Raw genomic sequence first — 23581 nt, forward strand, 5'->3', positions numbered from 1 at the left:
CGGACGAGACATGCGGCGTCAGGCATACCCCAGGTGTTCTCGCAGGCCGGCGAGTTCGACGAGCAGGTCGGCCATCGCGGCGGGATCGGCGACACGGTGCATCGCGCCGGTCTCGCCCTGGCCGACCTTGATCGAGAGGTCGCCCTCGCCGAGTGCCCGGAAGCCGTCCTCGTCGGTCACGTCGTCCCCCGCGAAGAGGACGCCCGTGGCGTCGACGGACTCGCGGAGACGGTCGATGCCGTCGTTCTTGCCGGTCGCCCGCACGGCGAACTCGAGGACGTTCTTGCCGACCCGCTCGTGCACGTCGCCGAGTGCACCGACGGCCTCGCGGGCGGCCACGTGGACGGCTGCGGTCGTCGCGTCGTCCGCGAGCCGCGTGTGCAGGGCGAGGCCCGCGGGCTTCTCCTCGACGAAGACGCCCTCTCGGCCCTGGGCCGCGCCGTGGACGGCGTCGGACAGCCGCCCGCGGGCCGCCTGTTCGTCGTCGCTGAGAGACGTCTCGTGACCGTCGACCCGCACCTCGATGCCATGCGACCCGACCAGCAGCACCTCGTCGGGCATCTGGCTGACCTCGATCAGCGACGCGAGGTCGCGCCCGGACACCAGGGCCACGGTCGTCCGGTCGAGCGCCGAGAGACGCGTGATCGCGTCCATGGCCGCCGGCAGCGCACGGGCCTGGAGAGGAGCGTCGACCTCGGGGGCCAGGGTCCCGTCGAAGTCGAGGGCCACGAGGAGGCGCGGCGTCGTCGCGAGGCGTCCGAGGGCATCGCTCAGGGCCAGGGAGTCGGGACCGGTCACGAGGCATCGCCTCCCTTCGCGGCCGAGGCCGGGGTGATCTGCTGCCCCGGACGGACGTTCTCGAGGGCCTGGAGGAAGGACGCCGACCACTTGGCGACGTCGTTCTCGAGCACACGACGACGGAGGGCCCGCATGCGCGTGGTGCGGTCTCGCCTGGGCATCTCGATGGCCCGCATGATGGTGTTCTTGAGGCCGCCGATGTCGTGCGGGTTGATCAGGAGGGCGCTCTTCAGCTCGTCGGCCGCACCGGCGAACTCGCTCAGGACGAGCACGCCGTCGTTGTCACGACGGACCGCCACGTACTCTTTCGCGACGAGGTTCATGCCGTCGCGCAGGGCCGTGACCAGCATGATGTCGGCCGCGAGGTACAGCGCCACCATCTCTTCGCGCGGATAGCCGTGGTGGTGGTAGCTGATGGCCGTGTGGCTCATGGTGCCGTAGTCGCCGTTGACGCGACCGACGGTGAGCTCGATCTCGTCGCGCAGCAGCTTGTACGTCTCGACCCGCTCGCGGCTCGGGCTCGCGACCTGCACGAGCGTCGCGTCCTCGACGCTGAGCCGGCCGTCGGCGAGCAGCTCGCCGAAGGCCTTCATGCGATGCCGGATGCCCTTGGTGTAATCGAGTCGGTCGACGCCGAGCATGATCGTCTTCGGGTTGCCGAGGCCCTCGCGGATCTCACGGGCCCTGGCCTGGACGTCGGGTCGTGCGGCGAGCTCTTCGTAGCTCGCGGCGTCGATCGAGATCGGGAAGTGCTTGGCCAGCACGCGACGCACCTTCGTGCCACGGCGAGAGACCGGCGCGGACTCGTCGTCGACCGGGACCTCGATGTAGGGGCGCGTCGTCGCGTAACCGAGCAGGTGTCGGACGGCGCGCGAGAAGTTCGACGCGTCGTCGGCTCGCTGGAACCCGATGACGTCCGCGCCGAGCAGGCCCTCGACGATCTGCTGCCGCCAGGGCAGCTGCGAGAAGATGCCGAGCGGCGGGAAGGGGATGTGGTTGAAGAACCCGATGGTCACGTCGGGTCGGGCCTCGCGCAGCATCTTCGGCACGAGCTGCAGCTGGTAGTCCTGCACCCAGATGGTGCCGCCCTCTTCGGTGATCTCGGCGGCGCGGTCGGCGAAACGCTGGTTGACCTGGACGTAGGACTCCCACCAGACGCGGTGGTAGGTCGGTGCTGCGATCACGTCGTGGTAGAGGGGCCAGAGCGTGTCGTTGCTGAAGCCCTCGTAGTAGCGCTGGACCTCGTCGGCGGTGAGCGGCACGGGCACGATCTCGATGCCGTCGGACTCGAAGGGCTCGAACTCGAGGTCGGGCTGCCCCGCCCAGCCCACCCAGGCACCGTCGTTGGCCTTCATGACGGGCTCGAGGGCGGTGACGAGACCACCGGGTGAGTGCTGCCACGACGCCGAACCGTCGTCGGCGATGACACGGTCGACGGGGAGGCGGTTGGAGACGACGACGAAGCCGTAGCGTTCGGGGGTGTCAGGCATGGGGGTGGGTCAGCTCCTGTCGGATCGCCCGCACGGACGCGGGACGGCCAGATTATCAGCGGTGCCCCCGGCACCCCCGGGCGACCGGCGTACCCCGCCCCGCACGGTTCAGACGAGCAGCAGGGTCGCCTCGGCGGCACGCACCAGAGCGACCCCGTAGCTCGGCCCGTGACCGGCGGCGTGAACGGCCAGCGGATGCAGCTGGTGCAGCGGCGGACGGTCGCTCCACCCGTCGCGCAGCGGCGAGCGCGCGTCGTAGCCGGCCCGCACCTCGTCGAGGTGCGGGCAGCCGAACAACGCCAGCATGGCCAGGTCGGTCTCGGGGTGCCCGCCGTGGGCGGCCGGGTCGATCAGCACCACTCCCCCGTCCGCGAAGAGCACGTTGCCGGCCCACAGGTCGCCGTGGAGTCGGGCCGGGGGCACGTCGTCGTCGAAGGCGCCGTCCGCCACGACGCGGCACGCCCGCTCGACCACCTCGAGGCCGGCCCGGTCGAGGGTGCCCGCCTCGACGGCGACACGGGCGTAGGGCAGGACCCGTTGCTCGGCGTAGAAGACGCCCCAGGTCGCCTTCGGCCGCGTGCTCATGGACCGGCTGCCGATGAACGTCGGCCCCGTCCAGCCCCGAGGAGGCGCGCCGAACGCGTCCGCACCGCTCGCGTGGGTCACCGCCAGCGCCGTGCCGAAGGCCCGCGCGGCCTGCGCCGTGGGAGGGACCTCGCGCACGGGATCGAGGTCGATGCGTCCCGGGGACGTGGCCCGCACGCCCACGGTGCGCGCGCCTCCTCGGGGCGTGGCCTCGGCGAGCCAGGCGAGCCCGGCCGCCCCGGCCTCGAAGAACCCGGCGGGGGCGTCGGCACGCTGCTTCGTGTACGAGGTCACGGGAATAGCATGCGCCTCATGACCGACATCCGTCCCCCGCGCACCGAGGGGTCCCACGGCACCGCCGACGAGGGCGACGCCCGCGGCACCACCACGATCACCCGGGCCTACCGCCGGGGCGAACTCGTCGCCCACGGCTTCCCGCTGCACGAGGTGAGCGACCATCTCGAGACCGACGGCTGCCACGTCTGGATCGACTTCACCGACCCGACCGCCGACGACCTCGCCGCGCTCGAGGACGAGCTGGGCCTGCACGAGCTGGCCGTCGAGGACGCCCTGCAGGACGGGCAGCGTCCCAAGATCGACCGATACGACGGGCACCTCTTCGCGGCGCTCTACGACGTGCGCTTCGATCGCGAGAGCGGGGTGCTCACCACGAGCGAGGTGAAGGCGTTCATCTCGAAGCGGGCCCTCGTGACCATCCACCACCCCGAGTTCGACGTCTCGCGGCTCGAGAAGACGTACGACGAGAACAAGGATCTCGCCCCGCACGGCGTCACGTACCTGCTCTGGGGGTTGCTCGACTGCGTCGTCGACCGTCACTTCGACGCCACCGACGCGCTCGACGACGAGATCGAGGGCATCGCCGACGACCTCTTCGACCCGAAGCCCCGCACCATCGACGTGCAGAAGCGCTCGTTCGCCCTGCGCAAGAGCCTCGTCCAGCTGCGGCGGGTCGCGTCGCCGATGCGCGAGGTGTTGAACACCCTGCTGCGCCGCGACCTGAAGGAGGTCGACTCCGACATGCAGCCGTACTTCCAGGACGTCTACGACCACGTGCTGCGCGTGGCCGAGCAGAACGACTCGCTGCGCGACCTCGTCTCGACCATCCTCGACACGAACCTCAACCTGCAGTCCAACCGGATGAACCTCATCATGAAGAAGGTGACGAGCTGGGCGGCGATCATCGCGGTGCCCACCGCCATCACGGGGTTCTACGGACAGAACGTGCCGTACCCGGGGTTCCAGTCCCCGGCCGGCTTCGTCACCTCGTGCGTGCTCATCGTCGCCATCGGCGGTCTGCTCTGGTGGCAGTTCAGGCGACGCGACTGGCTGTGAGGCCGAGGGCGTGAGCGCAGGAGGCGCGGTGTCGGCGAGCCGCGCCTCCTGCGGTCTCGGCGACGTCAGTCGAACAGGCCGTTGACCCGCCGGTTCACCGCGTCGAGCGAGTCCACGGACTCGCTGCCGATGTAGATGCCGTCCATGACGGGTCGCATGATCGACAGGATCTCGGCCGCGTTGTTCGTGACCGGGAACAGCACCGTGTCGCCGTCCGCGACCAGGTCGGTGAACGGAGTGACGTCGATGCCCTCGTCGGCGAACGCCGCGATGGCCGCGTCGGTGCCGGCCGGCCTGGCCGGGAAGATCACGCCTTCGTCGCCGACGATCGTCTGGCAGGCGTCGGAGCCGAGGAACCGCACCCACCGGGCCGACTCCTCGGGAGCGTCGGTCTGCGCGCTGATGGAGTCGCCCAAGCCGTTGTACATCGAGACGGGGTGACCGATCGGGCCGATCGGCACGCTCGCGATGCCCAGGTCGACGCCCTGCAGACGGGCGTAGCTCGAGATGGTCCAGGAGCCGTCGGCCGTCAGCGCCGCCTGGCCGGAACCGAGCTGCTGCACGAGGTTCGGCGCGGTGCCGACGCGCTCGTACGACGGGAGGAACCCCTTGTCGACGAGGCCGAAGAGCCAGGCGATCGACGCCTTGAACCGCGGGTCGTCGTAGTGGTACTCGTCGCCCCACACCGGGGCGTTCGTGTAGTCCCAGCCGGTGGCGCCGGCGAGCCAGGACCACTGCGTCTGACCGTTGGTGTCGCCCGCGCCGTTCGAGCCGAGCCCGTACGTGACGACGTTCGTGGGGTCGAACCCCTCTTCGTCGCCTCGGACGCCGTTCGCGTCGACCGAGAGATGGGCGATGACGTCCTCGAAGGTGCCGCCGTCCTCGGGGTTCCAGGTGAGTCCGTCGAGGTCGGCGGGGGTCATGCCGGCCTCCGACAGCACCTTCTCGTCGTAGAAGAGGGCGATCGTGTCGAAGTCCTTGGGCGACCCGTACTGTTTGCCGTCCTGACCCTTCCAGAGCTCGGCGAGACCCTCCTGGTAGTCGGCCGGGTCGATGTCGGCCGTCGCCTCGAAGTCGTCGAGCGGCAGGATCACTCCGCGCGTGACGAACTCGGGGTACTTGGTCAGGTGGTCGGTGAAGACGTCGGGCCCCGCGCCGGCGACCAGGCCGGCGGTGAGCTTCTGCCAGTAGTCGGCCCAGCCGTACTGCGTGATGCGGATTGTGACGTCGGGGTTCTCGGCCTCGAAGGCGTCCGCGCATTTCTGGTAGCCCGGCAGCTGCAGCGACTCCCAGAGCCAGTAGTCGACGCTCGTCGTTCCGTCGGCCGCGGGTGCGCCGACGGCCGAGCAGCCGCTGAGCGCCACGAAGGCGGCCGCGGCCGTGGCTCCCGCGACGAGGCGACGGAGGCGCGACGGACGTCGTGGACGACGGCGTCCGTCGCGGTGGTCGGGGCGGTGGTCGGGGCGGTGGTCGGGGCGTGTCGTCGTCGACATGATGGTCCTCACTTGATCCCGTTGAAGCCGATGTTGTTGACGATCCGCTTGGCGAAGACGCCGAAGAGCACGATCATCGGAAGCGCCGCGACGAGCGTCGCCGCCATGAGGCCCGACCAGTCCGGGCCTCCCTGCGGACTCTGGGACTTGAAGGCCCCCAGAGCCACCGTCAGCACCCGTGAGTCGTCGGTGTAGCTGACCATCAGGGGCCAGAAGTAGTCGTTCCACGACGTCATGTAGGTCAAGATGCCGACCGTCGCGATCGGGGCGACCGACATGGGCACGATCACCTTGAAGAAGATCGCGATCTTGCTCGCCCCGTCGACCAGCGCCGCCTCCTCGACCTCCTTCGGCACGTTGAGGAAGAACTGCCGCAGGAAGAAGATGGCGAACGGGGTCATGAACAGCGACGGCAGCATGATGCCGAGCAGGGTGTCGATCAGGCCGAGCTGCTTCACCAACAGGAAGTTGGGCAGCAGCGTGAAGATCACGGGCACCATCAACGACAGCAGGAAGAACCCGAAGACGAGGTCGCGCCCGCGCCAGACGAGACGCGAGAACGCGTAGGCCGCCATCGACGAGAAGAAGACCTGGCAGATCGTGACCGTGGTCGAGACGATGACCGAGTTGCCGAGGTACCGCCAGAAGTCCAGCTTCGCCCCCGAGCCGCCGTCGGCGATGGCGTCCTCGACCGACTGCGCCCCGAAGACCCGAGCGAAGCCGTTCCAGGTGAAGTCCACGGGGAGCAACGACGTGGCGTTGGCGTAGAGCGCACCGTTGCTCGAGAGAGCCGTGCGCAGGATCCAGTAGAACGGGAAGACCGTGACGAGCACGATCAGGCCCATCACCACCCAGGCGCCGACCCGGCCCCACCGGATGGGCTTGCGCGGTCGGGCGACGCGGTCGGGCCGAGCCCGGTCGGAGGTCGACGTCGGTGCGCTGTCGCGAGGACGTGTCTGTAGTTGAGTCATGGTGCGCCCCTAGTTCAGGTCGGTCTGGCCGGCCCGCGTGATGCGGTACTGGAAGAAGGTGACGATCACCAGGATGATCAACATGGCGACGCTCAGCGTCGACGCGTAGCCGAAGTCGAACTGCGCGAAGGCCTTGTCGTAGATGTAGACCTGCAGCAGTCGCGACGAGTCGACCGGGCCACCGTTCGTCGTCACCGAGACGGTGTCGAAGACCTGGAACGAACCGATGACCGAGATGATCAGGACGAGCCCGAGCACCGGCCGCAACAACGGCATCGTGATCTGCCGGAACATGCGGAACTCGCTCGCGCCGTCGACCCGGGCCGCCTCGTAGTAGTTGGCCGGGATCGCCTGCAGTCCGGCGAAGATGAGCAGGGCCGTGTAACCCATGTGGCGCCAGACGTTGACGCCGGCGACGGTCGGGATGACCCACTGCTCGGTCGTGAAGAAGCCGATGCGGTCGAGTCCTGCCCAGTCGAGCAGCTGGTTGCCGATGCCCAACTGGTAGTCGAGGATCCACAGGAACACCAGCGCGGCCACCACGTTCGAGACGAGGTAGGGCGCCAGGATCACGCCCCTCAGCAGGGTGGAACGGGTCAGGCGCTGCATCAGGACGGCGATGCCGAGGGCGATGACCGTCTGGAACCCGATGTTCAGCACGACGTAGTAGACGGTGACCCGCGCCGCGTTCCAGAAGATCGGATCGGCCATCATGCGCTCGTAGTTCGCCAGCCCGACGAACTCGGCGGGTGAGAGCAGGTCCCACGAGGTGAAGCTCAGCCAGATGCCCCTCAGCAGCGGCCAGAAGTAGAAGACCACGAGGCCGATCGCCGCCGGGAGCACGAACAGGAGCGCGAGTTTCGTGTCGTCGGGACGACGACGCCCCGGAGGCGCTCCCCGCCGGGTGGGGACGCTCGGGGGCGACGATGGTCCCGCCGCGGGTGCCGAGCGGGTGAGGGGTGCCGGATCGTGCGTCGAGAGTGCCATCAGACTCCTTCGTCTCGTCCGCACCGTTGCGGACGTGGCGATGGCCGCAGCCACCGTGGCCCCAGTGTGCCCGGCGGACAGAACGGTTACAACGATGAAAGATAACGGTGAGGTAACGAAATGGAAACGCTTCCATGATTCATCGGTAGCCGTTACAGTCGCCAGGACCACCACTCACCTCGTGCAAGGAAGCTCATCGTGACCCTCACCGACGCGCCCCGCGTGACCACCCTCGACTGGGACAACTCCCGGCTCAGGCTGCTGTTCGACCATGACGCGGAGGGGCCGGTGCGCCTGGTGGCGATCGACGACCTGGGCGTGGACGGTGAGGCGACCCGCGCCTCCTCGTCCCTCCCCCGGCATCGCACGCCGCGACAGCCGCTCGTCGAGGTGCTCGCCCCGGCCTGGGGTCGCAGCAACAACAGCTACCGCTACGACGCCACCGCGCTCGGGGCGGGTCTGCGCTACGTCGACTCGACGACCTCCCGCTCGGCCGGTGTCGACCGGCTCGAGATCGTGCAGCGGCACGAGGGGTCCGGGCTGGTCGCCACCACGGTGTTCGAGGCCCGGACGGGTGTCCCGGCCGTGAGGACGACCACGACCGTGGCGGTCGAGCCGGGCGGTGCGCCGCTGCTGGTCTGGGCAGTCACGAGCTTCGCGACGGGCGCGGTCGTCTCGGACTCCCCGAACGACGTCGACCTGTGGTGGGCGGACAGCGGCTGGTGCAGCGAGAACCGGTGGACCTCGAAGCCCCTGAGATCGCCCGGACTCGCCGCGATCGACCGCACGGCCCGGGGCGAGACGAGTCGCAACCGCCTGGCCGTCTCGAGCCTCAGCACGTGGTCCTCTGGCATCGCGAATCCGATCGGAGCGGCGCGCGACCGCGTCGGCGGACGCACCCTCGCCTGGCAGATCGAGCACAACGGCGCCTGGACGTTCGAACTGGGTGAGAGCCCGCACTGGGGCCATGGCGGGGTCCCGCTCGAGGACCGGCTCTTCAGCGAGAAACCCTTCGGCCCCCCGCGCGGCGACCGCTCCGAGGACGGCGCGTACGTGGCCGTGCTCGGGCCGACCGACACGCTTCACCACTGGTCCGTCGTGCTCGACGGCGACCGCTCGTTCACGAGCGTGCCCGTGTCGTTCACCGTGGCCGACACGCTCGACGACGCCTTCGGGGCGCTCACGGCCCAGCGCCGCGCGACGCGCCGACCCCACCCGCAGGACGAGACCCTGCCGGTGGTGTTCAACGACTACATGAACACCCTCGAGGGCGACCCCACAGAGGGCAAGCTGCTGCCCCTGATCGACGCCGCGGCCGACGTCGGCGCCGAGTACTTCTGCATCGACGCCGGTTGGTACGACGACACCGCCGGCTGGTGGGCCAGCGTGGGCGACTGGCAGCCCTCGACCGCACGGTTCCCGTCCGGGCTCGCCTCGGTGCTCGACCACATCCGTTCCCGTGGCATGGTGCCCGGGCTGTGGCTCGAACCAGAGGTCGTGGGCGTGACGAGTCGCGCGGCCGGCACCCTGCCGGACTCGGCCTTCCTGCAACGCGGCGGAGTCCGCATCGTCGAGCACGAGCGCCACCTGCTCGACCTGCGCTCACCCGAGGCCCGCGCACACCTCGACGAGGCGGTCGACCGCCTCGTCGGCGAACTGGGCGTCGGTTTCTTCAAGCTGGACTACAACGTCACCCCGGGGGCGGGCACCGACCACGCCGCCGAATCGGTCGGGGACGGCCTGCTCGAGCACAACCGGGCCCTGCTGTCGTGGCTCGAGACGGTGCTCGACCGGCACCCCGACCTCGTGCTCGAGAACTGCGGTTCGGGCGCCATGCGCTCGGACTTCGGCATGCTCGGCGTCCTGCAGCTGCAATCGACCTCCGATCAGCAGGACCCGTTGCTCTACCCGGCGATCGCGGTCGGAGCCCTCGCCCACGTGCTGCCCGAACAGGCCGGCAACTGGGCGTACCCGCAGCCCGACATGAGCGACGAGATGATCGTCTTCACCGAGTGCACCGGGCTCGCCGGACGCCTGTACCAGGCCGGCGTCCTCAGCGGCATGGACGAGCACCGTCTCGACCTGGTCGCCGAGGCGGTCGCCGTGCACAAACGCATGCGGGGCGCCCTGGCACGATCGACCCCGAGGTTCCCCACCGGGCTGCCCTCGTGGGACGACGCCTGGACGACCGTCGCCTTCGACGTGCCCGCAGCGGCGGACGACGACGACGAGACCTACCTGATCGCCTGGCGACAGGCCCACGCCGACGCCACGGTCGAGCTCTCGCTGCCGCACCTCGGCTCCGACGACCTGCAGGTCGAGCAGGTCTACCCGCCGGCGAGCACCGGGGCGGCCTGGACGGCGATCCGGACCGATGCCGGTCTGCGCCTGGAGACGCCGGACGCCGGTGTCGGCGCGCGCGTGTACCGGGTGACCCGCGCCTCCTGAGCCGGCCGGGGACGCGCCGACCGGGCGGCGCGTCCTCCGTCAGCGGGGTGGCGCGCTGCTCTCGCGCTCGACGAGCAGCGGCGGCAGTTCGACGTCGTCGGGCCGCTCGACGCCCTCGACCCGCGCGACGAGCTGCTCGAGCACGGCGCGTCCGAGACCGCGGAAGTCCATCCGCACGCTCGTGAGCGACGGCGTCAGCACCTGCGACGACGGGGCGTCGTCGAACCCGACCACGCTCACGTCGTCGGGCACGCGTCTGCCCTGTTCGGCGAGCGCCCGCACGGCCCCCATGGCGACGTCGTCGTTGAAGCAGAAGAGCGCCGTGACCTCGGGGCCGATCGAGTGCAGGACGGCGTCGCGGGCCTGGAGCGGGTGCCACCCCGTCGGCACCACGGGCGGCGCGTCGACCCCTCGATCGGCGAGGGCCCTGAGGTAGCCGTAGCTGCGGCCGAGTCCCGACTCGGACGGGTGGTCGACCGACAGGTGGTGGACCGTGGCGTGGCCCAGGTCGAGCAGGTGGTCGGTCGCGAGGCGGGCACCGAGCTCGTCGTCGATGTAGGCGTGGGGCAGCCCTGAGACGTGCGTGCCCATCAACGTGGCGGTCGCCGCGGGCAGGGCGCGGGGAAGCGACTCGAGCGCCAGGCTGACCGGCCGGTCGAACTCGATGCCGATGACCCCGGCCAGCGGCAGGCTCAACAGGAGTTCGACGGCCGCACGGACGTCGTCGGGGTGCTCGCCGGGGACCACCGCCACCGTCACGAGCAGGCCGTGAGCCATGGCCGCCTCTTGTATCCCCTGGATGGTCGAGGCGTAGCCGTAGCGCGAGGTGTCGCCGGTCAGCACGCCGACCAGACGGTTGCGGCCGCTGACCAGCGCCCGCGCCGCCTCGTTGGGACGGTAGCCGAGCTCGTCGACGGCCCGGCGGACGGTCGCGCGTCGCCGATCGCTGACCTGTTCGCTGCCGTTCAGCACCCGCGAGACCGTGGCGATCGACACCCCGGCCAGCCGCGCGACGTCGGCGATGCCGGGCTGTTTCCCGGGGTGGTCGGCAGCCATGCCCCGAGCGTAGTGGCCGGTCCCCGCCGACGCGGCCGGATCGTTCGCCACGAGTTCGCGGACCGTTCACGAGCCCCACGGCGTCGCCGCCGCACGCCGGTCGTAGCCTGGCGGCGTGATCACGGTCGGAATGAGCACGTCCTGCGTCTTCCCCCTGTCGACCGACGAGGCCTTCCGCCTCGCGCGACTCACCGGCTTCGACGGGGTCGAGGTGATGGTGACCGCCGACCGCACGACCCGGCGCGCCGACCTGCTCCACGCGACGACCGCGCGCTGGGGCCTGCCCGTGCTCTCGGTGCACGCCCCGGTGCTGCCGGTCGCGCACTTCGCCTTCGGCCGCGACCAGGTCGACAAGGTGAGACGCTCGGCCGAGCTGGCACGCGAGCTGGGCGCCACGACCGTCGTCGTCCACCCGCCGTTCGTCTGGCAGAGGTCGTTCTCGGCCCGCTTCGTGGACGCCGTCCGCGGGATCGCCGAGTCGACGGGCGTCACCCTCGCGGTCGAGAACATGTTCCCCCTGCGACTCGGACCGGCCGGGTTCGACCCGTACCGCCCCGGGCACGACCCCTCGACCGTCGACGTGGACGCGACCACCCTCGACTTCTCACATGCCGCCGTCGCCGGCCGCGACGCCCTCGACCTCGCCCTGGCGCTCGGGCCACGGCTGCGTCACGTCCACCTGGCCGACGGCGTCGTGTCGTCCCGCCCGGGTGGTCTGCACGACCAGCACCGGGTGCCGGGTCGTGGCACGCAGCCCGTCGCCGAGGTGCTGACCCACCTGGCCCGGTCGGGGTGGTCCGGAGTCGTCGCCGCCGAGGTGCACACCGACGGGGGCGAGGAGGCGCGGCTCGGTCAGCTGAGACGGACGCTCGCCTTCGCGCGCCGTCACCTCGCGACCGTCCCTGCGCCGGGCGTGGACGTCCGCGCCGCTCAGACGAAGAGCACGGTCGCGACGACCGCCAGCGGTACGGCGATCGCCGCCACGCCGAGTCCGGCGAGCATGAACCGCCCCCACGCGACCTCGACCCCCATCGAGGACAGCCGCGAGTGCCAGAGCAGCGTCGCGAGCGACGCCCACGGCGTGACGAGGCAACCGATGTTCACCCCGATGAGCACGGCGACGAGCCGCAGCGGCGACCCCGCCACCGGCTCGAGGGCGAGGTAGGCCGGCAGGTTGTTCGCGACGTTCGCGGCGACGGCGCTGCCGCCCGCGAGCCGCAACAGGTCGGGCAGCTGGTCGCCCGTGCCGACCACGGCGCCGAGCAGGTCGGCCAGGCCGAGCGAGTGGGCGGCCTCCACGACGAGGAAGAGTCCGCCCGCGAAGAGCAGCGTGCCCCAGGGCACGAGCCCGAGCCGCAGGACGCCGCGCCGGCGCACGGCCGTGGCCACGACGAGCACCAGCGCCGCGATCGCCGCGGGGATCCAGACCTCGACGCCCGAGACGAGGGCCGGCACGAGGAGTCCCGTCGCGACCGCGGCGACGCCGAAGAGCACGCGGTCGGCCACGGGCTCGGATGCCGGCGCCTCGAAGCGGCCGACCAGCTGACGGCGGTAGCGCAGTCCGATCGCCACGACGGGGACGGCGACGCCCACCACGGCCGCCGGGGCGACCAGGGCGGCGAACTGCACCGGCGCCGGTGAGCCGAGCTCGTGCAGGGCGAGCAGGTTGGTGAGGTTCGAGACCGGGAGCAGCATCGAGGCGCAGTTCGCGAGCCACACCGTCGTCAGGGCGAACGGCATCGGGGGCAGGCCTGCGTGCCGGGCGACGATCACGACGACGGGTGTGAGCAGCACCGCCGTCGTGTCGAGAGAGAGGAACACCGTGCACAGCACGGCGAGCGCGACCACCAGGAGCCACAGCACGGACACGCGCCCTCCGGCGAGCCGGGCCGAGGCGGACGCCAGCCAGGCGAAGAGCCCGGCCTCCGCCGCCAGCTCGGCGACGATGGTCAGGCCGACGACGAAGCCCAGCACGGGAGCGACCCGCTCGACGAGGGCGAGCAGTTCGTCACCGGTCAGGACCCCGGTGGCCACGGCCACGAGGCCGAGCACCACGAACACTCCTCCGAGCACGGCAGTGCGCACGGCATTCTCCTTCGACCGCGGGACGCACCGGCACGGGACGCCGGGCAGCTCAACCTACCCCCAGCCGGACTCCCGCGACGTCACGCGGTACCGTGGGCGAAACGACCCCTGGGAGCCCCACCGTGCGCAAATTCCTCTTCAACGGCGCGATCATCAGCGCCATCTTCTCCGGCATCAGTCTGCTCCGCAGCCTCAGCGCCGGTCCCCGTGACTGGCGACTGGCCCTGATGGCCGTCAGCTGGGCGGCCTCGACCGCGATCGCCGTGGGCAACGTCGTCGAGGCCGCGAACGACGACGACTGACGTCGGCGGAGTCACCGAGGAGGCGCGTCCCGCTCTGGCGGGGCGCGCCTCCTGCGTCCGGTGGTCGCGTCAGCGACGTCCGTCGACCCCGGGCGTCGGCCCGCTCGGGTCGCCGTCGGGCCGACCGACGGGCCGGCCACCCGGGCGGCCCGCGACGTGCGGATCGTGTTCCGCCTCGGCGCCGAGCGAGGCCTCGTAGTCGGCGATGTCGTGGATCGGGATCGCGGCCGTGAACAACGCGGTGCGCTCGGAGCCGGCGTTGTCGCCGCTGAACAGGCCCGAGGCGTCCGACGACGAGCGGTGGGCCCTGCCCTTCGGTGCGGGCTCGGCCTCGACCATCTGGACGCGCGTCCGCGGGATCGACTGGGGGCTCTTCGCGTGCAACCACGCGATGAGGTCCTCGCGGACGAGGCAGCGCAGGTCGAACAGGGTGGGGGCGTCCTTGGCGGTCACCAGGACGCGCACCCTCACGTAGCCGGCCTGGGCGTCGGTGACCTGCAGCACCTTGGTGCGGCCGTCCCAGAGGTCGGTGCCCGCCAGGATCACGTCGAGCTCCTTGCGCATGGCACCGGGGTCGACGCGCCAGTCGAGGTCGAACTCGACGGCCCCGAGCAGTTCGCTCGTGCGCCGCGTCCAGTTCTCGAACGGCGTCGTGGTGAAGTACGTCGACGGGAGCACGAGGCGGCGGTCGTCCCAGACGTGGACGACGACGTACGACAGGGTGATCTCCTCGATCAGACCCCACTGGCCCTCGACCACGACCACGTCGTCGATGCGGATGGCGTCGCTGAACGCCAGTTGGATGCCGGCGAAGACGTTGGCCAACGTCGACTGCGCCGCGAGTCCGGCGACGACGGAGACCAGCCCCGCACTGGCGAGGACGCTCGCGCCCACGGCCTCGACTCCCGGGAACCCGAGCAGCACGGTGCCCGCGGCGAGGATGACGATCAGGGCCACCGTCAGCCGGCGCAGGATGAGCACCTGCGTCCGGACGCGACGGGCCACCCGGTTGTCGGGGGTGTCGACCCGGTAGCGCGACAGGCCGAGGTCCTCGAAGAAGATCGCCAGGGCGCCCACGAACCAGGCGACGACGACGATGATCGCGCAGCGGAAGGACTGCGACACCCAGCCCTCCCCCGGGTAGTCGGCGGGCAGCAGCGAGTCGAACGACGTGGTCAGGGCGACGACGAGCAGGACGACGAGCAGCGTCGCGCGGAACGGTCGTCGCATGCGCGTCACGAACGCCTGAGCCCACTCCTTGCGCTTGGCGACGACGCCGACGACCGCGCCGACGACGGCCGAGACGACGAACGTGAGGACGACGGCGGCGACGAGTGAGATGACGAGTTGTATCCAGGGCATCCCTCGAGCCTGTCGCAAGACGCCCTGCTCCGTCGGGGCTCGACCCTGGGACGATGGAACGGTGAGACGATCCACAGCTTCCCGTCACGAGCCCGCCACGCCCCCGACGCCGTCGCGTCACCGGTCTCGTCGGCGACGCGCGCTGAAGGGCGTGGCACTCGGGCTCTTCGCCGGCGTCGTGCTCGCGGCCACGGGGTTCTTCGTCTGGGCGAAGACCCCCATGTCGGCCACCGCGGCCTCGCTCGCGGCGGTCGCCGACGACGACCGGGTCGCCGTCACCAGCACGCCCGACACGGTCGTCATGCGACCCGCCGAGACGGCGTCCACCGGCCAGGGTCTCGTCTTCGTCGCGGGCGCCCGGGTCGACCCGCAGGCTTATGAGCAGACCTTCGCGGGGCTCGTCGCGACCGGCATCACCGTCGTCGTCGAACGACCCACTCTCGGGTTCGGCATCCTCGACCCACGTCCGCTGTCGACCTTCACCGCCCTCGCGCCCGACGTCGACACGTGGGCCGTCGGCGGCCACTCGCTCGGCGGCGTTCGCGCCTGTCGGTACGCCGCCGACGATCGGTCGGTGGACGCGCTGGTGCTCCTCGGCTCGTACTGCGCGACCACCGACCTCTCGGACGACGACGAGCTGGCGGTCCTCAGCCTCGGCGGTTCCGAAGACGGCCTGAGCACCCCGGCGAAGACCGCGAAGGACCGCGACATGCTGCCGGGAAGCGCGTCGGTGGTCGAGATCGACGGGTCGAACCACGCGCAGTTCGGCAGCTACGGCGAGCAGTCGGGCGACGGTTCGGCCGCCATCTCGGACGAGGAGGCGCGCGACCGGATCACGCGCCAGCTCACGTCGTTCTTCGCCGGCGTCGGTGGCTAGGCGCCCGGGCGATTCTCACGACCGACCGGTGGGCCCGGGGCGACCACGACTCGGCGCGGCGGTGGATCAGATGGAGCGCTTGCGCTGCCGCAGCGCCTCGAGCGCGAGACCCTCGGAGGGATAACGTCCGACGACCTCACCCCAGCGGGGGTCGGCACCGCGCAGGGCGACGAACACGCCCTGCTCGGCCCGGACGTGGCCGAGAACGCGGTCGGGGGTCGACACCTGGACGAGGTCGGACGAGACGGTGCGCGTGATGACGCGGGCCATTCTCCTCAGGACGTCGGACGGTGCGGTGGTGCTCACGGGTGGTGCCTCTCGTGGTGCTGGTGCGGGTGGTGCGGGGACGTCTCGGTGACGTCCGACGACGACGCTACCCGCGCCTCCCGGGGTGTGACCTCGGGGTTGGCTGTGCGTCGGGTGTCGTCCAGCTGTGGTTTCACCCGGCTCCGTCACCCGGCCGGACGACCGACACGGCGACGCCCCGGGCGAGCGGGGCTCGGCCGGGGCGACGTCGGGTACGGGACTGATCAGCTGGTGAGGCCGTCGACGTAGTCCTGGTTCTCGGAGATCCACTTCTCGACGACGGGGGCGTAGTCGTCGCCGTCGACCTCCTCGCCGTTGAACATGGCGTTCTCCAACGAGGACAGGGTCTCGGTGTCCATCGTGAATCCTTGCAGCCACTCGGTCAGCTGCGGGAAGTTCGCGGTGAAGCTCTTGCCACCGAACGAGTGGATACCCTCGGCGTCGCCCAGGGTGCCCTCGGGGTCGGCGAGGTCCTTGATCGGGAACGCGTCGTAGGCCCAGTGCGGGCTCCAGAGCGTGACGGCGATGTTCTCGCCCGCGTCGGTCGCGCTCTTCAGCTCGGTGAGCATGGCGGCGGTCGACGAGGTCTGCAGTTGCAGGTCGCTCAGGCCGTAGGTCGGGATGGTCTCGTCCTGCACGGCGGCCGTGAGACCCGCGCCCGGCTCGATGCCGACGATCTTGCCGCCGAACAGGTCGGCGTTGGCCGCCAGTTCGTCGAGCGAGTCGATGGGGGCGTCCTCGTTCACGGCCACCGCGAGCTTGGCGCCGTCGTTCCAGGCGCCGAGGTCGGTCAGGTCGTCACCGTACTGCTCGATGTACGACGCGTGGGTCGTGGGCAGCCAGGTGTCGAGCACGACGTCGTAGTCGTCGGTGGTGAGGCCGCTGTAGACGGGAGCGACGTCGGCCGGCTTCAGGTTGACCGTGTAGCCCTCCTCCTCGAGGACGGTCTTCCACAGCCACGAGGCCGCGATGCCCTCGTCCCAGCCGTTGAACACGGCGAGGTCGACGACGGCCTGGTCGCCGTTGTCGAGCGTCTCGGCGTCGGCCGACGAGCTGCTGCCGGGGGGCGAGCAGGCCGCGAGTGCGAGGACGGCGGTGGTGCCGAGGGCGATCGATGCGGCGATGGTGCGCTTCTTCATGTGGTCCTTTCGGGTGGTGCAGGAGGCGCGGGTCGGGGTGGGCGAAGGCTGCTCCCGTCCCGCAGGTGGTCGGGGTCTAGACCGAGGCCGTCGCGGGTTCGCGGCGGTCGGTGGGGGGCAGGGGCTGCTCGGCCTCGGGACGGGCCGGGGCCGGGGCCGGCGGGACGGACCGGCGGTTCTGCGCCCGGGCCACCCGTCGACTGTGACGGTCGGACCCGAGGGCCGCCGTCATGCGGTCGAGCACGATCGCCAGGATGACGACCGAGATGCCGGCCTCGGCGCCCAGCCCCACGTCGATGCGGTTGAGGCTGGCGACGATGTCGCCGCCGAGTCCGCCCGCGCCGACCATGCCGGCGATGACGACCATCGAGAGCGAGAGCATGATGACCTGGTTGACGCCGGCCATGATGCTGGGCTTCGCGAGCGGCAGCTGGATCTGTCGGAGGATGCGCCACGGCGACGAGCCGAACGCCTGGCCGGCCTCGACCACCTCTTTGTCGACTCCGCGGATGCCGAGCTCGGTCAGGCGGACGCCGGGGGCCATCGCGAAGACGATGGTCGCGACGATTCCGGGCACGACGCCCACGCGGAACAGCAGCAGGGCCGGGATGAGGTAGACGAACGCGGGCGTCGTCTGCATGAAGTCGAGCACGGGCCGGATGATCTGCGACGCGACGCTCGACTTCGCGGCGAGCACGCCGAGCGGGATGCTCAGCGCGATCGCGAGCGTGCTGGCGACGAGCACGAGGGCGAGACTCGACATCGCGTTGTCCCACTGGTTGACCGTGCCGATGAACAGCAGGCCGACGGCCGTGCCGACCGAGAACTTCCAGCCCTTGGCGACGAACGCGAGGGCCGCGATCACGATGACGACCGCCCAGAACGGAGGCGCGCTCAAGAAGTACGCGACCCACTCGTAGAAGAACGTGAAGACGAGACGGATGACGTCGAAGAAGCCGCCGAGGTGGGTGGTGATCCAGTCGACGACCTCCGAGACCCAGGAGCCGAAGGGGATGCGCAGGTACTCGTTCATCGGATGGCTCCTTCGAGGGTGGCGTCGAGCTCGACGTCCGAGATGCGGGTGACGGGCTCGAGCACGGGGATGGGCGACGTCGTCGTGTCGACGTTGCCGAGCGCCGCGAGCAGCGTGACCCTCGGGATGACGCCGAGGAGGCGGTCGGCGCCGTCGACGACCGCGATCGGCAGGGGGCTCTCGACGGCCAGCTCGAAGAGGTCGACGAGGGCCGCCTCGGGCCCGACCTTCGAGAACTCGGCGTTGACGATGGCGGCGAGGTCGGTGTCGTTCGCCTTGACCTGGCGCATGACGTGGCGGTCACGCACCCAGCCGAGCAGTTTGCGGTCGCGGCCCGTGACGAACAGGGCGGCGGTCTGCAGGTCGCGCAGCGAGCGCAGGGCACCGCGGGGGCCGACGGTCAGCGGGACCACGGCCCGGGCGGGCTCCATGACGCTCGCGGCGGTGAGGACGCGCGCCCGGTCGACGTCCTGCACGAACTGGGCGACGTAGTCGTTGGCGGGGTCGGTGAGGATGTCCTCGGGCGTGCCGATCTGGACGATGCGGCCGTCCCGCATCACCGCGATGCGGTCCCCGAGGAACATCGCCTCGTTCAGGTCGTGGGTGATGAAGACGATGGTCTTGCCGAGCTTCGCCTGCAGTTCGACGAGCTGCTCCTGCATCTCGCGGCGGATCAGCGGGTCGAGGGCGGAGAACGCCTCGTCCATCAGCAGGATGTCGGTCTCGGCGGCGAGGGCGCGGGCGAGGCCGACGCGCTGCTGCATGCCGCCCGAGAGCTGACTCGGCAGCTTGTCCTCCCACCCGGCGAGGCCGACGATCTCGGTGACCTCCCTGGCCTTGGCCAGGCGGGCCGCCTTCGCGACCCCCTGCACCTCGAGACCGTAGGCGACGTTGTCGATGACGGTGCGGTGCGGCAGCAGGGCGAAGTGCTGGAACACCATCGACACGTTCTGACGACGCACCTCGCGGAGCCGCTTGGCGGGCACGTCCGAGATGGCGGAGCCCGCGACCTCGACCGAGCCCGACGTGGGCTCCAGCAGACCGTTCAGCATGCGGATGAGGGTCGACTTGCCCGAGCCGGACAGCCCCATCACGACGAAGATCTCACCGGGCTGGACGTCGAACGAGGCGTCGATGACGGCGGCGGTGCCGAGGCCCGCGGCCTCGGTGCGTGACGCGCCGGCCTCGAGTCGGGCGACGGCGTCCTTGGGTCGGCGGCCGAACACCTTGTACAGGTTCCGGGCACGCACGGCAGGCGTAGTGGTCACGGGTGTCTCCAGGCACGCCGAGGGGGCACCGGCCGCTCGGGCCGGTTCGCCGTCGGCGGCGATCGGGTCGGGCGGACGGGTCGACGACGCGTGCGGATCGTGTCGGCTCAAGCCCACCGTGATGACACGGGGCGAACCTGACCTCCGCCGGGCCGGTCATGGGACCGGACCCTCGCGTCACCAGACCGTACGACGACCGGAACCCGAACTGGTCGGACCATCGGTCGGCGCGTCCTGATGATGACGGGCCCGGTCTCCCGGGCCTCCACGAACGTAGCCGACATCTGTCGTTGATCCGAATTGCGAACCCACCACCAGGGGACCATCGGCGTACCCCGTCCCGGCGTGTCGCCCATGTCTGCGGGGATCCCGATCGTGTCCCATTCGTTACCGGCGTGTGAATGACCCCCGCGCCTCCTGGGCATTCGCCTGTCATGTCACGTTTAGGCGGACGGAACAGATACGGGCTACGGTCGAGCCATGACGAGTCCCACGAACGGGGGCGGCGAAGCCTCCACCGAGACGCACCTCCCTCAAGACTTCTCGCACGAGCAAGAGGGCTTCCAGCACGGCCTCAAGCCGCGTCAGCTCCAGATGATCGCCATCGGTGGCGCGATCGGCACGGGGCTCTTCCTCGGGGCCGGTGGTCGACTGGCGTCGGCCGGCCCGGCGCTCGCGATCGTGTTCGCGATCTGCGGCGTGTTCGCGTTCTTCATCCTGCGTGCCCTGGGCGAGTTGGTGCTGCACCGCCCGTCGTCGGGGTCGTTCGTCTCGTACGCCCGCGAGTTCTTCGGCGAGAAGTTCGCGTACGCGGCGGGCTGGATGTACTTCTTGAACTGGGCCATGACGGCCATCGTCGACGTCACCGCCGTCGCCCTCTACCTGCACTACTGGTCGGCCTTCACGGCGGCACCCGACTGGCTGCTGGCCCTGGTCGCCCTCGCCGTGGTGCTCTCGGTCAACCTGTTGGCGGTGAAGGTCTTCGGCGAGATGGAGTTCTGGTTCGCCATCATCAAGGTCGCCGCGCTCGTGGTGTTCCTCGTGGTCGGCGTCGTGTGGCTCGCGGCGGCGTTCCCCGTCACGCACGACGGCGCCGCCGTCGACACCGGTTGGGGCCTCGTGGCGTCGTCGGGCATCCTGCCGAACGGCCTCCTCCCGGCCGTGATCGTGGTGCAGGGCGTCGTCTTCGCCTACGCGGCGATCGAGTTGGTCGGCACGGCGTCGGGTGAGACCCAGAACCCCGAGAAGGTCGTGCCTCGCGCGATCAACACGGTCATCATCCGCATCGCGGTGTTCTACGTCGGGTCGCTGGTGCTGCTGTCGTTGCTGCTGCCGTACACGGCGTACAAGGCCGGCGAGAGCCCCTTCGTCACGTTCTTCAGCAGCATCGGCAGCCCCGAGGTGGGCGACGTCGCGGGGTCGATCATGAACTTCGTGGTCGTCACGGCCGCGCTGTCGAGCCTCAACGCGGGGCTGTACTCGACCGGGCGGGTGCTGCACTCGATGGGCATGAACGGGTCGGCGCCGAAGTTCACGACGAAGATGTCGAAGGGCGGGGTGCCGTTCGGCGGCATCCTGCTGACCGCGAGCATCACCTTGTTGGGCGTGTTCTTGAACGCGATCGTCGGGGCGAACACGGCGTTCGAGATCGTGTTGAACATCGCGTCGCTGGGCATCCTGACGGCGTGGGGCACGATCATCCTGTGCCAGATGCGCCTGCGTCAGTGGGCCAAGGAGGGCAAGGCGAAAGAGCCGTCGTTCAAGCTACCGGGTGCTCCGGTCACCAGCTACCTGACGCTGGCGTTCTTGCTCGCCGTGGTCGTGCTGATGGCGATCGACTGGCCGATCGGGTCGTTCACGGTGATGTCACTGGTCGTGATCATCCCGTTGCTGATGCTCGGTTGGCACCTGCAGCGCGACCGCATCCTCGCGGCCGCCCGCCTCCGCGAGGGCATGACCGGCCCGTACCCCGTGACCGGCCGCGACGCCTCCTCGCAGGTCCCCCGCGACGGTCAGTGATACCTGAGCCGCCGCGGGGGCACGTTCGACCTGCGGTCAAGAGTGGGTCACGGTAGCTGGCAGCGGGTCACGAACGAGTCGATGACGGCCCACGTGGCCTCGGGGTTCTCCAGCTGGGGCAGGTGCCCGGCAGCGGCGACCTCGGCGAACTCGCCGCCCGGGATCGCTTCGGCGACGGCGCGACCGTAGGCGGGGGTGACGAACCGGTCGCTCTCGCCGAAGACGACGAGGACCGGCACGGCGACCGTGCCGAGTCGACCGAGGAGTGTCTCGTCACTCATCCCCCGGCCGGCGATCTCGGCCATGGCCCGCTCGTTGGACTGCTGCACGGCTCGCTGCTGCTCGGTGAGCACGGCCGGGTCCGTGTAACCGCGGTCGGGGTCGTGCCAGGCGACCTCGGCGAGGCCGCGGGCATCCAACGCGAAGAAGTCCGCGATCGGTGCGTCCTCGACGACGACGCCGACACCGTCGATGTCGATCACGGCGCCGATCAGGCCCACGTACTTCCCGTCCGCTGCGGCCTGCACGGCCATCTCGAGGGCTATCCATCCGCCGATGGAGGACCCGACCAGGACCACGTCGTGGCCGCCAGCAGCGTGGAGGTGTTCGAGGTAGGTGCTGGCGAGGGCCGCGATGGAGCCGATCTCGTCGGATCTTGAGGTGCCGTTCCATCCCGGGTGCGTCGGGGCGACGACGTGGAACGAGGACGCGAGGTGCTCGACGACCGGCGCGACGGTCTGCGGGCCACCGCCACCGTGGAGCACGAGAGCGATGCGGGCGCCGGGGGCGCCGGCTTCGAAGACTTCGAACTCTGCGGGGAAGAAAGAGGGCATGAGGTGACCAATCGCTCGAGAACCGGTAGATGACATTGATACGTTACGAGGGTGAGAGCGAGTCGGGCAAGCGCTCGAGCACATCCCGCCGCAGTCGGTCCTCCGGCCACGACGAGACGATCGCTCTGCCCGACGGCACCGGGTCACGGCGCCCCTGGCCCGCCGCGTCGCCACGGTTCCGGCGCCCTCGCGCCGACGTCGCTGAGACGCGGGCGCGCCCCCGCACCCCATGACGAGCGAAGCGACGCCACCCCCGTGCAACGCCGACCTGGGGGGCCCGGCCCGCGCCCCGTGCGGGGGGGGGGGCCGCGGAGTGGACCACACCCGTACGACGAAAGAATCCCCCGGTTCTGCCGAGCAGAACACGGGGGACCCAATTCTTTCGTGCACCCCCTCGGACTTGAACCGAGAACCCACTGATTAAGAGTCAGTTGCTCTGCCAATTGAGCTAGAGGTGCGTGCTGCGATCTCTCGCAACGACGGTCAACACTAGCATGAGTTCTGACCCTCCCAGAACCATCGGCGCCGTCGTGGCGTCCGCAGATCGGAGCACCATGTCCACGAAGCTCGAGAAGGGCGCTGCGGCGCCGACGTTCACCCTCGACGACGAGAACGGTTCACCCGTCTCGCTGGCCGACTACGCCGGCCGGAAGGTCATCGTGTACTTCTACCCGGCGGCGTCGACGCCGGGTTGCACCACCGAGGCGTGCGACTTCCGGGACAACATCAACTCGTTGACGTCGTCGGGCTACCAGGTGTTGGGCGTCTCGAAGGACGAGCCCGCGGCCCTCCTGACGTTCAAGGAGGAACAGGGCCTGAACTTCCCGCTGCTGAGCGACCCCGAGCTGACGGTGCACCAAGCGTACGGCGCCTACGGCGAGAAGAACAACTACGGCCGCATCGTGACGGGCACGATCCGGTCGACGTTCGTGGTCGATGAACAGGGCGCCGTCGAGCTGCCGCTCTACAACGTCAAGGCGACGGGGCACGTGGCGTCGCTCCGCAAGAAGCTCGGACTCGACTGACACCGGTCGTCGACGCGAGCGCAGGAGGCGGGGGGGGGGGGGGGGGGGGGCGCGCCCCCCCCCCCCCCCCCGGGGGGGGCCCCCCCCCCCCCCCCCCCCGCCGGGGGGGGGGGCGCCCCAAAAAAAAACCCACCCCCCCGGAAGAAAGACG

Annotated in this window: 20 protein-coding genes, 1 tRNA gene and 1 pseudogene; 7 read left to right on the top strand and 15 right to left on the bottom strand. The window is 70.4% G+C overall.

The window, feature by feature from the left end:
* Nucleotides 1-18: 18 nt before the first annotated feature.
* The 3 genes from otsB to EDF50_RS04655 form a co-directional block, all read right to left on the bottom strand.
* The gene (gene otsB / locus EDF50_RS04645) at nt 19-798 is read right to left on the bottom strand and encodes a trehalose-phosphatase (protein ID WP_199738582.1); all 780 of its coding nucleotides are present in this window, start codon (nt 796-798) and stop codon (nt 19-21) included.
* Nucleotides 795-2288 (bottom strand): alpha,alpha-trehalose-phosphate synthase (UDP-forming), encoded by a 1494-nt coding sequence (gene otsA, locus EDF50_RS04650; RefSeq protein ID WP_123518324.1) that lies wholly within the window; start codon nt 2286-2288, stop codon nt 795-797. The genes otsB and otsA overlap by 4 nt, the downstream gene beginning before the upstream one ends.
* 108 nt (nt 2289-2396) lie before the next feature.
* Nucleotides 2397-3167, bottom strand: a complete 771-nt coding sequence (locus tag EDF50_RS04655) for a fructosamine kinase family protein (protein ID WP_233570307.1) — start codon at nt 3165-3167, stop codon at nt 2397-2399.
* Between the two features lie 18 nt (nt 3168-3185).
* On the opposite strand from EDF50_RS04655, the gene EDF50_RS04660 reads away from it, so the two are divergent.
* A complete protein-coding gene (locus EDF50_RS04660) occupies nt 3186-4226 on the top strand; it encodes a magnesium transporter CorA family protein (protein WP_123518460.1) in 1041 nt (346 codons plus the stop codon).
* Between the two features lie 65 nt (nt 4227-4291).
* Here EDF50_RS04660 and EDF50_RS04665 read toward each other — a convergent pair whose 3' ends face one another.
* From EDF50_RS04665 to EDF50_RS04675, 3 genes are read right to left on the bottom strand one after another with little or no spacing between them, the layout of a single operon-like run.
* Nucleotides 4292-5719: a sugar ABC transporter substrate-binding protein gene (locus tag EDF50_RS04665; RefSeq protein WP_123518461.1), complete on the bottom strand. Its 1428-nt coding sequence runs from the start codon at nt 5717-5719 to the stop codon at nt 4292-4294.
* Nucleotides 5720-5727: 8 nt separating this feature from the next.
* Complete coding sequence (locus EDF50_RS04670) at nt 5728-6690, bottom strand: carbohydrate ABC transporter permease (protein WP_123518325.1); 963 nt, start codon at nt 6688-6690, stop codon at nt 5728-5730.
* A gap of 9 nt (nt 6691-6699) precedes the next feature.
* The gene (locus EDF50_RS04675) at nt 6700-7677 is read right to left on the bottom strand and encodes a carbohydrate ABC transporter permease (RefSeq protein WP_123518326.1); all 978 of its coding nucleotides are present in this window, start codon (nt 7675-7677) and stop codon (nt 6700-6702) included.
* A gap of 198 nt (nt 7678-7875) precedes the next feature.
* Here EDF50_RS04675 and EDF50_RS04680 point away from each other — a divergent pair, with 198 nt between their 5' ends.
* Nucleotides 7876-10125 carry a glycoside hydrolase family 36 protein gene (locus EDF50_RS04680; protein WP_158612625.1) on the top strand — a complete coding sequence of 750 codons (2250 nt, stop codon included), beginning with the start codon at nt 7876-7878 and terminating at the stop codon, nt 10123-10125.
* A 39-nt stretch (nt 10126-10164) separates the two neighbouring features.
* Here EDF50_RS04680 and EDF50_RS04685 read toward each other — a convergent pair whose 3' ends face one another.
* Complete coding sequence (locus tag EDF50_RS04685; RefSeq protein WP_148076754.1) at nt 10165-11181, bottom strand: LacI family DNA-binding transcriptional regulator; 1017 nt, start codon at nt 11179-11181, stop codon at nt 10165-10167.
* A 130-nt stretch (nt 11182-11311) separates the two neighbouring features.
* On the opposite strand from EDF50_RS04685, the pseudogene EDF50_RS04690 reads away from it, so the two are divergent.
* Nucleotides 11312-12046, top strand: a pseudogene (locus EDF50_RS04690) (sugar phosphate isomerase/epimerase family protein); the annotation flags it as partial.
* Nucleotides 12047-12111: 65 nt separating this feature from the next.
* Here the strand turns inward: EDF50_RS04690 and EDF50_RS04695 are convergent.
* Complete coding sequence (locus EDF50_RS04695) at nt 12112-13266, bottom strand: SLC13 family permease (RefSeq protein WP_123518329.1); 1155 nt, start codon at nt 13264-13266, stop codon at nt 12112-12114.
* Between the two features lie 122 nt (nt 13267-13388).
* Here EDF50_RS04695 and EDF50_RS04700 point away from each other — a divergent pair, with 122 nt between their 5' ends.
* Entirely contained in the window at nt 13389-13568 is a 180-nt protein-coding gene (locus tag EDF50_RS04700) for a hypothetical protein (RefSeq protein WP_123518330.1), read from the top strand.
* A 69-nt stretch (nt 13569-13637) separates the two neighbouring features.
* Here the strand turns inward: EDF50_RS04700 and EDF50_RS04705 are convergent, their stop codons facing one another.
* Nucleotides 13638-14930: a mechanosensitive ion channel family protein gene (locus tag EDF50_RS04705; RefSeq protein ID WP_123518331.1), complete on the bottom strand. Its 1293-nt coding sequence runs from the start codon at nt 14928-14930 to the stop codon at nt 13638-13640.
* Between the two features lie 151 nt (nt 14931-15081).
* On the opposite strand from EDF50_RS04705, the gene EDF50_RS04710 reads away from it, so the two are divergent.
* Nucleotides 15082-15807 carry an alpha/beta hydrolase gene (locus EDF50_RS04710; protein ID WP_233570308.1) on the top strand — a complete coding sequence of 242 codons (726 nt, stop codon included), beginning with the start codon at nt 15082-15084 and terminating at the stop codon, nt 15805-15807.
* A gap of 66 nt (nt 15808-15873) precedes the next feature.
* On the opposite strand, the gene EDF50_RS04715 is transcribed toward EDF50_RS04710, so the two are convergent.
* From EDF50_RS04715 to EDF50_RS04730, 4 genes are all read right to left on the bottom strand, one after another.
* Nucleotides 15874-16113, bottom strand: coding sequence for a hypothetical protein (locus tag EDF50_RS04715; protein ID WP_148076755.1), 240 nt, complete (start codon nt 16111-16113; stop codon nt 15874-15876).
* 224 nt (nt 16114-16337) lie between these two features.
* Entirely contained in the window at nt 16338-17252 is a 915-nt protein-coding gene (locus EDF50_RS04720) for a glycine betaine ABC transporter substrate-binding protein (RefSeq protein WP_123518334.1), read from the bottom strand.
* Between the two features lie 76 nt (nt 17253-17328).
* Nucleotides 17329-18285 carry a proline/glycine betaine ABC transporter permease gene (locus tag EDF50_RS04725; RefSeq protein WP_123518335.1) on the bottom strand — a complete coding sequence of 319 codons (957 nt, stop codon included), beginning with the start codon at nt 18283-18285 and terminating at the stop codon, nt 17329-17331.
* On the bottom strand, nt 18282-19553 hold the full coding sequence (locus EDF50_RS04730; RefSeq protein ID WP_199738588.1) for a glycine betaine/L-proline ABC transporter ATP-binding protein: 1272 nt from the start codon (nt 19551-19553) through the stop codon (nt 18282-18284). The genes EDF50_RS04725 and EDF50_RS04730 overlap by 4 nt, the downstream gene beginning before the upstream one ends.
* Before the next feature lie 480 nt (nt 19554-20033).
* Here EDF50_RS04730 and EDF50_RS04735 point away from each other — a divergent pair, with 480 nt between their 5' ends.
* Entirely contained in the window at nt 20034-21572 is a 1539-nt protein-coding gene (locus EDF50_RS04735; protein WP_123518336.1) for an amino acid permease, read from the top strand.
* 47 nt (nt 21573-21619) lie between these two features.
* On the opposite strand, the gene EDF50_RS04740 is transcribed toward EDF50_RS04735, so the two are convergent.
* Both EDF50_RS04740 and EDF50_RS04745 read right to left on the bottom strand, forming a co-directional pair.
* Nucleotides 21620-22405, bottom strand: a complete 786-nt coding sequence (locus EDF50_RS04740) for an alpha/beta fold hydrolase (RefSeq protein WP_123518337.1) — start codon at nt 22403-22405, stop codon at nt 21620-21622.
* A gap of 385 nt (nt 22406-22790) precedes the next feature.
* Nucleotides 22791-22863: transfer RNA gene (locus EDF50_RS04745), tRNA-Lys, on the bottom strand.
* A gap of 96 nt (nt 22864-22959) precedes the next feature.
* Between EDF50_RS04745 and bcp the strand changes: the two genes are divergently transcribed.
* Nucleotides 22960-23430, top strand: coding sequence for a thioredoxin-dependent thiol peroxidase (gene bcp / locus EDF50_RS04750; RefSeq protein ID WP_123518338.1), 471 nt, complete (start codon nt 22960-22962; stop codon nt 23428-23430).
* Nucleotides 23431-23581 lie beyond the last annotated feature (151 nt).

The sequence above is a fragment of the Frigoribacterium sp. PhB24 genome (genome assembly GCF_003755185.1).
Taxonomy (GTDB): Bacteria; Actinomycetota; Actinomycetes; order Actinomycetales; family Microbacteriaceae; genus Frigoribacterium.

What these genes read in the sequence shown, in the direction of transcription:
- EDF50_RS04705 (WP_123518331.1), bottom strand. Translation starts at nt 14,930, where the DNA reads ATGCCCTGGATACAACTCGTCATCTCACTCGTCGCCGCCGTCGTCCTC.
- EDF50_RS04675 (WP_123518326.1), bottom strand. Translation starts at nt 7,677, where the DNA reads ATGGCACTCTCGACGCACGATCCGGCACCCCTCACCCGCTCGGCACCC.
- EDF50_RS04685 (WP_148076754.1), bottom strand. Translation starts at nt 11,181, where the DNA reads ATGGCTGCCGACCACCCCGGGAAACAGCCCGGCATCGCCGACGTCGCG.
- EDF50_RS04720 (WP_123518334.1), bottom strand. Translation starts at nt 17,252, where the DNA reads ATGAAGAAGCGCACCATCGCCGCATCGATCGCCCTCGGCACCACCGCC.
- EDF50_RS04735 (WP_123518336.1), top strand. Translation starts at nt 20,034, where the DNA reads ATGACGAGTCCCACGAACGGGGGCGGCGAAGCCTCCACCGAGACGCAC.
- EDF50_RS04725 (WP_123518335.1), bottom strand. Translation starts at nt 18,285, where the DNA reads ATGAACGAGTACCTGCGCATCCCCTTCGGCTCCTGGGTCTCGGAGGTC.
- EDF50_RS04670 (WP_123518325.1), bottom strand. Translation starts at nt 6,690, where the DNA reads ATGACTCAACTACAGACACGTCCTCGCGACAGCGCACCGACGTCGACC.
- EDF50_RS04665 (WP_123518461.1), bottom strand. Translation starts at nt 5,719, where the DNA reads ATGTCGACGACGACACGCCCCGACCACCGCCCCGACCACCGCCCCGAC.
- bcp (WP_123518338.1), top strand. Translation starts at nt 22,960, where the DNA reads ATGTCCACGAAGCTCGAGAAGGGCGCTGCGGCGCCGACGTTCACCCTC.
- EDF50_RS04740 (WP_123518337.1), bottom strand. Translation starts at nt 22,405, where the DNA reads ATGCCCTCTTTCTTCCCCGCAGAGTTCGAAGTCTTCGAAGCCGGCGCC.
- otsA (WP_123518324.1), bottom strand. Translation starts at nt 2,288, where the DNA reads ATGCCTGACACCCCCGAACGCTACGGCTTCGTCGTCGTCTCCAACCGC.
- EDF50_RS04660 (WP_123518460.1), top strand. Translation starts at nt 3,186, where the DNA reads ATGACCGACATCCGTCCCCCGCGCACCGAGGGGTCCCACGGCACCGCC.